A 12080-nucleotide genomic window follows, 5' to 3' on the forward strand; every position below is an offset into this window, starting at 1 on the left:
GCACCTCGTCGAGGACGGTCGACAGGTGGGAGAAGTACGACGGCTGCCGCACGCACACCTCGGCCAAGGTCTCGTCGCTGCCGCCGAGGTTGGTGACGTAGGCGCCTCACCGCGTGGCCCGCAGGGGTCGACGCGTACCGCCCCGCCACCGCGTCGTGGGCTACTCCTTATAGCCGTTGTTCACAGCCTTGACGTATATACGAAGGAGTTCGCGTGCGACGTCCAGATCGAGCATTCGGGTTGGCGTCGGGATGACCTCACGCAGGCATCTCTGCTCCGAGTTCGACAGAAGTGAGTGCTCTCCCAAGTATGAGCGCACGGCCTTCCACGCGTGCTCACCCACGTCATTCACGTGGCGTCGTTCGGAGATCTCCGGATCAAAGCGATCACGCACTGTGACTGCCTTCTGTCCGGACGCGTTGGTCCGCGTCGGCAGCGAATCGAGAATGAAGGCGTCGCTGAGTTCATACCTGATGGCGGCCAAGCGCTTCCAAGCCGCCTCACGCTTCGCCCATTCCGTCACGTTCACCACGAGCCGGTCTTCGCTGGTGAGAACATCTAGAGCCAGTCGGGCGATCGTCACCGCCTCGTTCAACACGGGTTCGCTGACCCCTTGGTTGTCCCAGATCCGTATGAGGTCGAATGACTTCGCTCGCTCGTCCTTTGAGATCTCAAGGGAGAGCTTTGCGACGGCGTACGCCGTCAGGTTCGCCAGGTAGCCAGCCTCGTACCAGTCGGCCTTCGAAATCGCCGATCGCACGGCGCTGAACAGGATCGCCTTGCCGACCAGCCGCTTGTAGTAGTTCTCGTTGAACGCCTCCGGCTGCTGGACGAACTTATCCGCGACCAACGATGCGAACCCCTTGAAGTTCTTCTGGGCACCGCCGCTGACCAGGTGGGGAGCCTGCTCCCACGCGACGACATACTTCGCCGCGTCCGTCTTGGTGATCATCTGAGCACGAGGGAACTCGGCCTCGAACTTCTTCTGCTCAGCCAGGGTCCGCTTGTTCCGCTCGTTCAGATACTGACCACGGGTTCGTTCGTAGTACCACTTGCTCTGGTAGTTCACGCCGGCCTTGGCGGGAGCGAGGAGACGCTTCGACAAGTCCTCCATACGTACGTGGAACGGGCTGTTGGAGAAGAAGTCGTCCTCTCGGACCGCGTTCTGACTATTCGCGAAGCGGCTGATCCGCGGCACCATCTCGCGTGCTTCGTCCGGTGAGACCACGACGAGCTTCATCTGCACGAAGACATCGTCCAAGGAGACGTTGCGGCCACCGTGGCGCGCGTAGAAGAGCGATGCGGTCGTCTGACCCCCGTTGACGATCTGCAGATCAGTGATCCCATGGATTGAGCCATCGACGAACTCCACACTGGAGGCCGTGGCACTGATGCCGTTGTTGTACGCGAGAAAGTGACCGGGATCCTTGGTGATCGTTTCTCGGATCCCCTTATTGATCTTGCCTCTGATCGTGAGGAATGACCGCACGTTTCCCTCAAGGAGCCGACTGCCGTGTTGCCGATACAGCGACGCGAGAAGGCCTCCCGGCATCGCTGCGAGATAAGTCGTGACGTCTCCAGCGCCGTCCGCGACCTTGAGCGCCGGGACTCCGGGTACACCCCATTCGCGCAGGTCTAGCTCCAAGGGCTCACGTCCCTGGCCCGACTGATGCACTTGGAGGAAGCGCTGCATGTCCCAGATGTGGAAGTCAACGGGTATCCCGTTGATCTCCGACGCTTCGATAGCCTTGGCGCGAACGCTGAGTACTGCGTCTGTGACGAGGTACAGCCGAAATCGGCTTATAGCGTCATCACCGGTGCGGAATGCCAGCTCACGGAGTGTTTGTGCCAATTGATATTCGGGGGTCGCAGGTTCTCGGTCGATCAGGAAGTCGCCGCTGAGAGCCTCGCCCAGATACTGCACGAGTGCCTTCAGCCGCGTTGCAGCATCTGAGTAGTTGATTGTCGGGAGTTCGGGGTCACCGACGTAACGCATGACGACCAAGGAAACCGACATGTCGTGGTCGTCCCGGTCGTAGCCATGCACAGCGAGCGACTTATTTCCTCGACCGCTTCCTGAGAACGACAGGAGGTCGAGGCTGCCGACCTCCTCAGCGCCGATCAGGAGGTCTGCGACCTCGGCCATGAAGGCGTCCGCAGTGAACATGCCATCGACTGACGCTCTCGCGATCGCGCGGTTGAGCAAGTCGGCCCTGAACTCGTTCAGCTCCATGGATCAAGAAACCTCGACGGTGGCGACCTTGAACTCTTCAAGGTCGACGAGTTCCAATTGATAAGTGACGCGGCTGATCCCACCGGAGAGCGCAGAGGCAGCGATGCGGGGAAAGTCCGGACCGACCTTGTAGATCGACTTCCGTGTAGGGAGGAACCACGTGTCCTGGTAAAAGGACTCGGAAAGGTCAACGCCCAGCCTCAGGAGCCGCTCGTCAAGGCCCTCGGCGCTGGCCGCCGCCTCCGCCAGTGACGAACGCACCTTCGCCACCAACGACGGAAGGTTCGTTGCACCGACCGTCTGGTCGTCGGTCGTCGCAACTTGTAGGACGATCAGCTGAAGGTCGTTCTCGTCCAGCTGGTGCTCCGATGAGATCCGAAGACGTGAGGTTGACGGCCCGATCGACTTCGCCTCGTGAAAGCCGTCCGAGGCGTACCAGAAGTCCTGCGGCAATCCCATCGGTCCGAGCCAACCCTCGATCGCAGCGCTCGTTGGCCTGGAAGCAGCGAACTCGTTGAGGATCAGCCAGAGCTCGCCGACCAAGCCCCGGAGTTCTTCCATGGTGAGAAGACCCTTCGGCCGAGGCTTGAGAAGCCTTCGCCACTCATCGAAGACGACGCCGACTCGATCGAGAGCCATCGGCTCATTGGCTGCCGATGATGACCGAGCGTGAACGTCATCAGCGAGCCGAAGGAAGACCTCGTCGAACTTGCGGTCCTGGAGCGTGAAACTGAGATTCCACTTGCCGCTCTTGTCCTCGTACCTCTCGACAAGGACCACGTTCGACAGGATCGGCTTCACAGGCTTCGTCTGGGTGCGGACCACCATCCTTGGCGCCCCAGCGTCGGTAGTCCCGATGAAGATCTGAAGCGGATGGACCGAGTCATACAGATGCAGTCCGGCCGTTCCTCCCGCCAGATATCCGCGCCAGCTTGTGATCAGTTGGGTGTCACTCATCCAAGTCCTCCCGGTCATCCGCGCTGACTTCGAAGTCTTGGCGGAACTCCTCGATCGCCGGTCCGTTGAGGAGGTACACAACGTCGCCGCTCTTCGAGCCCGGTTCACCGGGAATGGCGATCTTCAATGCCATCAGGGCCTTCGAGTCTCCTGCTGCCTCTTCCCAAGCGGTCCTGGCCGTCGCCTCTTCTTCAACGGCTGCGGCTCTGTCGGCATCTGTGGCCGGCTCCGGCGGCTTAACCTCCCAGTTCGGCTCCAGTGGGTAGATCAGCAGCGTCGGGTGCGGCAGTTCGCGGTAGACGCCGGGTTCGACCAAGTCACCGCCCTTGTGGTCGTAGGTCTTGGCGAGATCTGTACTGCCAGCCAGTCGCGCACTGCTACCGGAAACTCTGAAGGTGGCGTTCGTTCCATCTGTCGAATAGCGCACCGCTCGCTTGGGCATTCTGGGTAGGACGACTCCGGGAGCAAGCTTGAGCTTGTCACCAGTGCCGCTGACGATGCCGACTGTCCAGTCCTGAAAAGCGGGGGAGCGCTGGTCCCTGATTAGTTTGTGCAACGAGTTGGCCAGGATCAGGTTGCCGCGGTCGTAGGTGAAGGCCTTGAGGAGGTCCGCGATCCGATCCTTTGAGATCCCGACCTTGCCCATGTAGTCCAAGCCATTCGGGCGTTCGTTCCAATCTGAGCCGCTCGTGTCGGCGTCGACCGCGATCAGGAAATCTCGGACTGCACGCTGGTTGCCCGCGACGACATCCGCGTTGGCCGGGATCCTGATCGTCTCGATCCTGCGGCCCGAAAGTGAGATCACCATCGACCGCGACTCAGAGACGCCCTTCTTAGCTGTGATGGCAAGGGTCTCGGGGTGCTTCCGGACCATCAGACCGAAGTCCTCGGGTGTCTTCCCGAGCTCGCGCATCTCCCCGATCTGTACGCGGAGCTCCTCGGAGACGTCCGATACGAACCGGAACTGATCGGCGACATCAGGGCTGATCCAGACCCGAACGAGGTCTTCGTAGCCCGGTCGATATCCGAACCAGCGTGCCATCTGGAGGAGCGTGTCGGCAGCACCGACGACGCGATAGAAGTAGCTCACGGTCAGACCCTCGACGGTCAGGCCGCGAGAGAGTACGTCGCCACCGACGGCGATCATGTTCCGTACCTTGTCGTCGCTCCGCTTGTCCCGGGAGGAATTCACGAGTTCAACGGTCGTGTCGATCACCGCGGCCAGCAACTTGTCCCGCACGACCGGCCACGACGTCTGGGAGTCGGCGAATCGGGTCTCGAACGTCGCGGCGAGTTGCTTGAGGACTTCATGCGTGTCAGGTCCGGTCGTCGGCGGCTGCGCGTGAATCTCGATAGCGTTCTTGACCCTCGCGTACTCGAGACTGACGAGGTCGTACACCTGGCTCTGCACGTGCTTGAAGCGGGAGACATTCACGAGCATCGACCGCGCCCCCTTGTCGCCGCGAGCCAAGCGGATCGCTGAGGCGACGACAAAGGCGTGAATGGCTTGATTGAGGCTCTCCGGAAGGAAGGACACGGAGAGGTGAGACTTGTGGCGAGGAGGGAAGTCCTCATGTGCGTCCGTGATGTCGACCAGATTGGAGACAAGCTTCTCGTCCGAGGTGCCGAAGTAATTCTTGGAACCGACGTAGTTCGTCGGACTCGACAGCGCGAAGATGTAGTGGTGAGGGAAGAGGTCGTCCTTCAAAGCATCGTCGTATGACTCGTGATCGATGAACACGTTCGCAAATGGTGTGGCTGTGAAGGCCATGTACGACGATCTGGTTGTGAGGTCCAGAAGTTCGCGGATCCTCGAGTTGATCGCCGTCGGGCTCTTGTCCCCGGTCGTCCGATAGTTCGTATTGACGGAGGCGTAGTCCGATTCGTCGTCGACGACAAGCATCGGGATATCGAACTTCCCGCCACTGAACTGGCCCTGTAGCCAGGCGATGATGTTCTCGAGTGGTTTCAAGTTCTTCTTGACCACGAAGACGTAGGGGTGGTCGGCGTTTGGATCGATCGTCACCGCTTGACCCGTGAACGAAGCGGTGACGAAATCCTTCGCGTGGGTGGTCATGCCTTGGCCACGCAGGAACTTGGTCTGTGTCGGGTGCTTGCCCACGCCGATGATCTTGTCGTGCTTCACGACGGACGAGTCCTTGCCCAAGAAACCTTCGTCGACGCGATACTGCGTCTGTTGCCGTAGCGACTCCGTTGCTCCGGTGAGCAGTACGACCAACTTGTAGCCGGCGTCGGCGGCCTTGTTGACGATTCCGATGTACGTAGCGGTCTTTCCGGACTGGACATCGCCGATGACCAGGCCGCGCCGCTTCCAAGCTCCGTCGAGGTTCGGATCACCTAGGAGGTCGACGACCTCACTACTCGCTTGGTCCAGGGCATCGAGCACCTTGGGCGCAAAGCCTTTGTCGACCGTCAGGAACTGCTTGTAGGAGTACCACCGCTCGAGTCTGATCTCCCCGGATGCGACCGCATCCTTGAACCACGGTTCAAAATCAGGAGCAAGGACGATAGGCGGAGCAATGTCGACGACGATCTGCTTCATCGCTTCGTTGGCGATCAGCTTGTAGCTGTCGTCATCGATCTCTTCAGGGAAGAGCCCCTGCAGAAACGCGCGTGACGATTGGATCGTCTCTTCGACTGCTTCGACCGGCGCGGGTAAGCCGTGCTTCGTCACGATCGTCTGGACGAGCAGGGCGACCTTCGGAAGAAGGTTTGGTGGAACACTCGAAACGGCAGCGGCTGGGTTGCTCACTGGGTCAACGCCTCTCGTAACCGTCGCTCGAAGTTCGAGACTTGGTAGTACGGCTCAGCTATGGCCAAGCTCCTGATGAAGGTCTCAAGCTCGAAGCCGGACGAGCGCACATGCGCCCAACTCTCTGTCGCCCGCTTGAGCAGCTCTTCGTCCGCGTCCGCGCTCACCGGTACCTTGTCGCCACTCATGCGGTTGTGGGCGTCAACGAACGGAAACGTAGTTTCGACGTCGCGCAGAACTAGTTCGAACTGCTCGCGTTGCTCGTCCGTAAGGTCTGCCGTGAATGCTTGAACGGCTGGGTGATCGATATTGATCTCGTAGCTGAACTCATCGCCGTTCAGCCGAAGGTCCCACATGTGGTCCACCTTGGCCGGCTGATTCACCTTCCGACCGCGGAACTCCTGGACCTTCTGGCTCGGGAGCATCATCGTCTTCGCGAGCTCGCTGAGTCGTCGCCGCACGAGGGGCGGCGGTGCAGCGGTGGACTTCTTGACGTCCAGCGCCCACAGGTGGTCCAAGCTGTTGGGAATGTCAACGCGCACCCGGGTCAGCTTCGCCATCTCACTCCGCGGCGCGACGCGGAACCAGGTTCCCCAGATCACGAGTCGGCCGCCCCTGTAGACGTAAAAGCCTTGGGTTTCACGGAGACCACCGAGCTTCAGGGCTTTGGTTCGTTCAACGGCCGAAAGCTTGTTGAGGTACGGCAACGTGTAGGCCTTGAGGCGCACCCGCTGGCCATCTATCTCAATGGGCTCCCAATCGGTCTGCTGAGTCTTCAACGACGTGGACAGGAACGGATCGATGGGTGTTATGGGACCGCCGTTCAGCTTGAACCCGATCTTGCGGACGGTGTCGCCCGAGTTGAAGAGGTGAAAGACCAACGCCACATGTTCGCGTACCTCAACGGCGACCCGATCGAAGTCGGATTGTTCGTCCCCTGCGCTCATCCTGAGCTGGTCCAAGTCGCCCCAATGCACAAGGGTCCCCGTCGACTCGTGTGCGAACTGGTCCCATCCAAGGAGGTCAGAGGCCTCCGTCGAGTCGAGCTCGATGAGTGACCATTCCCCTGACGCGATCACGTGATCAAGACTCCAGCGAAGGACGGTGAGATCTCCGTCCTTCCTGCTGGCGATCGTGAGTGTGCGACATTGCGACAGCGACGCGGTCTTCAACCCGAGGCCGAAGCGGCCCAGATCTTCGGGACGCCGCTCGGTTGTCGGGCTCGTTGCCGCCAGACGCATGGCTGCAACGGCCTCGTCCCGCGACATTCCGTCGCCGTCGTCGATGACCGCAACTTGGAACGGTCCCGCGGAGCTGAAGAGGACCTCGACATGGGACGCATTGGCGGCGACTGAATTGTCGATGACATCAGCGACGGCGGACTCCACGGTGTAACCGATGGATCGCATCGACTCGAGAAGAGCGGGATCTGGCGTCACGACTATCGACTTCAAGAAGCTCGAACCTCCCCGTTCGGTACGTACATCGCCGCGCCCCGCGGACCGTGCATCCGCGCACTCCGTCTCGGAGTGACATCCTCACAGGTTCCAGCGCACAGAGGGCTGGAGATGAGCAAGATCGAAGCAGGACTCATCCCTAGGGATGACGTCAGTCAAAGCGCCCTCCATCTCTACCGACGTGGACGCTACGTTGAGTCGACCGACCCCATCTACGTGCTACGCCGACAGTCTGCATCGGCTGAGGCAGCGCGATTCTTAGTAGCCGAACACGTGCACGCTGACAACATCGATCTCCCTGCGGGGATCGCCGAAGAACGCGCCGAGTCGGCGGGCGACGATCGGGAACGGGCGTTCGCGAGGTGAGCCGTCCACTCTCCAGTTGTTGTGAGGGACGATGAGGAACAGATGGTGGGCATCGGGTGCGACGTGCGCCTTCCACAGGTCCTTGAGGTCGTGGTTGTTGGTGGTAGTCCCGCCACGTTCCACCTCCGCGATGATGCCGCGTCCGTCGGCGAGCTCGAAGAAGAAGTCGGGACGCGCTCGGGTGACGAGTCCGCTCTGCGGGGTCAACACGACTTCCTCGCCGAATCCGAGCTCCTCGCGCAAGAGGATGGCGAAGTGATCCTGGATCGCCTTGCTCTTCGCTCCGTGCACATGAAGGTTTGCGATCTCGACCGTTGTGGCGACGATGTGCGCGAGGAGCTTCTCTGCCAGACCATCGACGGCCTGCATCTCCACGGCCTGCTCGGGCGACAAGTTCGCCTTCACGTGTCGCGCGTAGCCGTCCATCGGGCGCAGCTTCGCAGCTCGAGGCCGGACAAGCTAGGTGCTGCTGCTGACTGATTCCCCCGCCAGTCCCCCGCGCCAGCAAAGTCGTTAGCAGGGGGATAACTCCGGAAATGAAAGAAACCGCAGGATGACCTGCGGTTTCTGGTGGTGGAGCCTAGGGGACTCGAACCCCTAACCCCCTGCTTGCAAAGCAGGTGCGCTACCAATTGCGCCAAGGCCCCCGGTGGAGCGGTGCGACGATCAGGAGCGCTTGACGCTGTCCGTCGCCTCGGCCCAGAGAGCCTGCTCGTGCTTGCCCTCGTCGAGCTTCTTCTTCACGACGACGGCTGCGCCGACGGCCGCCAGGAGGAGCAGGATCTTCTTCATGGTGACTCCCGTGGAGCTCGTGTCGTACCGGGATGGTGGGCCTAACAGGACTTGAACCTGTGACCTCTTCCTTATCAGGGAAGCGCTCTAACCGTCTGAGCTATAGGCCCCGGACCGAGAGGGGACATTACCCCACTCGCGGAGTGCCCGACAAAACGGCGGGCGCTTCGTCGTGGCAGGTCAGCGCTGGTCCTCGGCGAGGGTGAGCTCCACCCCGCCGAGCAGTGCCGCTGCCATGTTGTAGAGGAACGCGCCGAGGGTCGCGATCGCCGTGATCAGGATGACGTCGACGACGGCGACGAGCATCGTGAAGCCCATGACGCGGGACATCCCGACGTACTTCTCGACGTCGAAGCTCCCGGCGTCCTCGCCACCCACGACGTCCTGGACGGTCTGGTTGATCGAGTCCCAGACGCCGGCCGCGGACAGCACCGACCAGATGATGAAGACCGACACGACCGTGACGACACCGAACGCGATCGCCAGCAGGAACGACGTCTTCATCACCGACCACGGGTCGATGCGGGTGAGTCGCAGGCGGGCGCGCCGCGGGGGCTTCCGGTTCGGTGACGCCTTCTTCGCGGCCGTCTTGGAACCCGGGTTGGCGTTGGCGCGGTGCTCGTCGCTGGCCTTGCCGACGGCGGAGGAGATCCGCTCGCCCAGGCCGCGCGTCGAAGCCGGCTTGGACGAAGGCGGCTTGGACGATGGCTTGGTGGTGCTCGAGCGGTCGGCAGCGGTACGAGTAGCGGTGCTCTCGGTGGACCGGTCGGTCATCAGGCCTCACTCTCCCCGTCGGTGTCGGGCCCGGGTGCGTCGGACGACTCTTCGACGTCCACTGTCCCCTCGATTGTTGCACCCGCGTCCGCATCCGACGATTCGCTGACCTCGGCGGCGCCCTCGAGCTCGCCGTCGACCTCGCCGTCGACCTCGCCGTCGACCTCGGTCTCCTCGTCCTCGCGGGACTCGACGGAGCGGGCCACGACGGCGACCGAGTCGCCCGACTTCGGGCCAACGAACTTCACGCCCATGGTGGAGCGCCCGGTGGGCCGGAAGTCGGCGTTGATCGGGCTGCGCACGACCTGGCCGTTCTGGGTGATCGACATGACCTCGTCACCCTCCTCGACGATGAACGCACCGACCAGCTGGCCACGGTCCTCGTTCGCGAGGGCCATCGCCTTGATGCCCAGGCCACCGCGGTTGGTGATCCGGTACTCCGAGATCCGGCTGCGCTTGGCGAAGCCACCGTCGGTGATCGTGAAGACGTACTGCTCCTTCACATCGGGCAGCTCGCCCGCCGCGGTGGACTCCCCGGTCGCCTCGGCCTGGGCCTCGGCTGCCTCCTCGGCCGCGACCTGCTCGGCCCGGATGACCGACATCGACAGCACGGAGTCCTCGGGCGTGCGGAACTTCATGCCGGTGACGCCCGACGTCGCGCGGCCCATCGGCCGCAGCTGGCTGTCCTCCGCCTTGAAGCGGATCGCCGAGCCCTTGCGGGAGACGAGCAGGATGTCGTCCTCTGCGTTGACCAGCTCGGCGCCGATCAGCTCGTCGTCGTCCTCGCGGAAGTTGATCGCGATGACGCCGGCCTGTCGCGGGCTGTTGTAGTCGCCCAGGCGGGTCTTCTTCACCAGTCCGTTGCGGGTCGCGAGCACGAGGTACGGCGCCTGCTCGTAGTCGCGGATGGCCAGCACCTGGGCGATGCTCTCGTCGGGCTGGAAGCTGAGCAGCCCGGCGACGTGGCCGCCCTTCGCGTCGCGCGACGCCTCGGGCAGGTTGTAGGCCTTGGTGCGGTAGACGCGCCCGGCCGTGGTGAAGAACAGCAGCCAGTGGTGGTTGGTGGTCGCGATGAAGTGCTCGACGACGTCGTCGCCGCGCAGCGTCGCGCCGCGCACGCCCTTGCCGCCGCGCTTCTGGATCCGGTACTGCTGGCGCTGGGTGCGCTTCGCGTAGCCGCCGCGGGTGATCGAGACGACCAGCTCCTCGTCGGGGATCAGGTCCTCCATCGAGAGGTCGCCGTCGGCCGCGATGATCTGGGTACGCCGCTCGTTGCCGTACCTCTCGACGATCTCGGCGAGCTCGTCCGACACGATCTGCCGCTGCCGGCCGACGTTGGCCAGGATGTCGAGGAAGTCGGCGATCACGAGCTCGATCTCGGCGAGCTCGTCGATGATCTTCTGGCGCTGCAGCGCGGCGAGCTGCCGCAGCTGCATGTCGAGGATGGCGGTCGCCTGGATCTCGTCGATCTCGAGCAGCTCGATCAGGCCCTCGCGCGCCTCCGCCACGTCCGGCGAGCGCCGGATCAGGGCGATGACCTCGTCGAGCATGTCGAGTGCCTTGGCGAGACCGCGCAGGATGTGGGCGCGCTCCTCGGCGCGACGCAGCCGGTACTCGGTGCGCCGGCGGATGACCTCGATCTGGTGGTCGACCCAGTTGCTGATGAACTGGTCGATCGAGAGCGTGCGCGGCACGCCGTCGACCAGCGCCAGCATGTTGGCGCTGAAGTTGGTCTGCAGCTCGGTGTGCTTGAGCAGGTTGTTGAGCACCACCCGCGCGACGGCGTCGCGCTTGAGCACGATCACCAGGCGCTGGCCGGTGCGGTCGGACGTGTCGTCGCGCACGTCGGCGATGCCCTGCACCTTGCCGCTGTCGGCGAGCTCGGCGATCTTCAGCGCCAGGTTGTCCGGGTTGACCATGTAGGGCAGCTCGGTGATCACCAGGCAGGTGCGCCCGCGGGCGTCCTCGTCGACCTCGATGACCGCGCGCTGCGTGATCGAGCCGCGACCGGTGCGGTAGGCCTGCTCGATGCCCTGGTGACCGACGATCAGCGCACCGTTGGGGAAGTCGGGGCCCTTGATCCGCTCGAGCAGCGCCTCCTGCAGCTCCTCACGGGTCGCATCGGGGTGCTCGAGCGCCCAGCGGGCGCCGTCGGCGACCTCGCCCAGGTTGTGCGGCGGGATGCTGGTGGCCATGCCGACGGCGATGCCGGCCGAGCCGTTGACCAGCAGGTTCGGGAACCGCGCCGGCAGCACGACGGGCTCCTCGGAGCGACCGTCGTAGTTGGGCTGGAAGTCGACGGTCTCCTCGTTGATGTCGCGGACCATCTCCATGGCCAGTGGCGCCATCCGGCACTCGGTGTACCGCATGGCCGCGGCGGAGTCGTTGCCCGGCGAGCCGAAGTTGCCCTGGCCGTTGACCAGCGGCGCGCGCATCACCCACGGCTGGGCGAGGCGGACCAAGGTGTCGTAGATCGCCGTGTCGCCGTGCGGGTGGTACTGACCCATCACGTCGCCGACGACGCGCGAGCACTTCGAGAAGCCGCGGTCGGGGCGGTAGCCGCCGTCGTACATCGCGTAGAGGACCCGGCGGTGCACCGGCTTCAGCCCGTCGCGTACGTCGGGCAGCGCGCGACCGACGATGACGGCCATCGCGTAGTCGATGTAGGCGCGCTGCATCGAGGTCTGCAGCTCGACCGGCTCGATCCGGCCGCCCAGCGGGGGAGTGC

Annotated in this window: 8 protein-coding genes and 2 tRNA genes; all 10 read right to left on the minus strand. The window is 63.3% G+C overall.

Going from position 1 to position 12080, the window contains the following annotated elements; translation table 11 throughout:
* Positions 1–160 precede the first annotated feature (160 nt).
* The 10 genes from ASC77_RS16370 to gyrA all read right to left on the minus strand — a co-directional run bounded on the left by ASC77_RS16370 (position 161) and on the right by gyrA (position 12030).
* Positions 161–2233 carry an AIPR family protein gene (locus ASC77_RS16370; RefSeq protein WP_056155257.1) on the minus strand — a complete coding sequence of 691 codons (2073 nt, stop codon included), beginning with the start codon at positions 2231–2233 and terminating at the stop codon, positions 161–163.
* A gap of 3 nt (positions 2234–2236) precedes the next feature.
* Positions 2237–3190 carry a PD-(D/E)XK motif protein gene (locus ASC77_RS16375; protein WP_056155259.1) on the minus strand — a complete coding sequence of 318 codons (954 nt, stop codon included), beginning with the start codon at positions 3188–3190 and terminating at the stop codon, positions 2237–2239.
* Entirely contained in the window at positions 3183–5963 is a 2781-nt protein-coding gene (locus ASC77_RS16380) for a Z1 domain-containing protein (protein WP_156391134.1), read from the minus strand. The genes ASC77_RS16375 and ASC77_RS16380 overlap by 8 nt, the downstream gene beginning before the upstream one ends.
* Complete coding sequence (locus tag ASC77_RS16385; protein WP_156391135.1) at positions 5960–7417, minus strand: ATP-binding protein; 1458 nt, start codon at positions 7415–7417, stop codon at positions 5960–5962. Before ASC77_RS16385 ends, ASC77_RS16380 begins: the two co-directional genes overlap by 4 nt.
* Before the next feature lie 261 nt (positions 7418–7678).
* Positions 7679–8212, minus strand: a complete 534-nt coding sequence (locus ASC77_RS16390) for a hypothetical protein (protein ID WP_056155267.1) — start codon at positions 8210–8212, stop codon at positions 7679–7681.
* Positions 8213–8357: 145 nt separating this feature from the next.
* A tRNA-Ala gene (locus ASC77_RS16395) sits at positions 8358–8433 on the minus strand.
* 19 nt (positions 8434–8452) lie between these two features.
* Positions 8453–8578: a DLW-39 family protein gene (locus tag ASC77_RS27505; RefSeq protein WP_235547719.1), complete on the minus strand. Its 126-nt coding sequence runs from the start codon at positions 8576–8578 to the stop codon at positions 8453–8455.
* 33 nt (positions 8579–8611) lie between these two features.
* A tRNA-Ile gene (locus tag ASC77_RS16400) sits at positions 8612–8688 on the minus strand.
* Between the two features lie 70 nt (positions 8689–8758).
* Complete coding sequence (locus ASC77_RS16405; RefSeq protein ID WP_056155270.1) at positions 8759–9352, minus strand: DUF3566 domain-containing protein; 594 nt, start codon at positions 9350–9352, stop codon at positions 8759–8761.
* The gene (gene gyrA, locus ASC77_RS16410) at positions 9352–12030 is read right to left on the minus strand and encodes a DNA gyrase subunit A (protein WP_235547744.1); all 2679 of its coding nucleotides are present in this window, start codon (positions 12028–12030) and stop codon (positions 9352–9354) included. The genes ASC77_RS16405 and gyrA overlap by 1 nt, the downstream gene beginning before the upstream one ends.
* Between the last annotated feature and the right edge of the window lie 50 nt (positions 12031–12080).

This window comes from Nocardioides sp. Root1257, from assembly GCF_001425175.1.
Lineage (GTDB): Bacteria > Actinomycetota > Actinomycetes > Propionibacteriales > Nocardioidaceae > Nocardioides.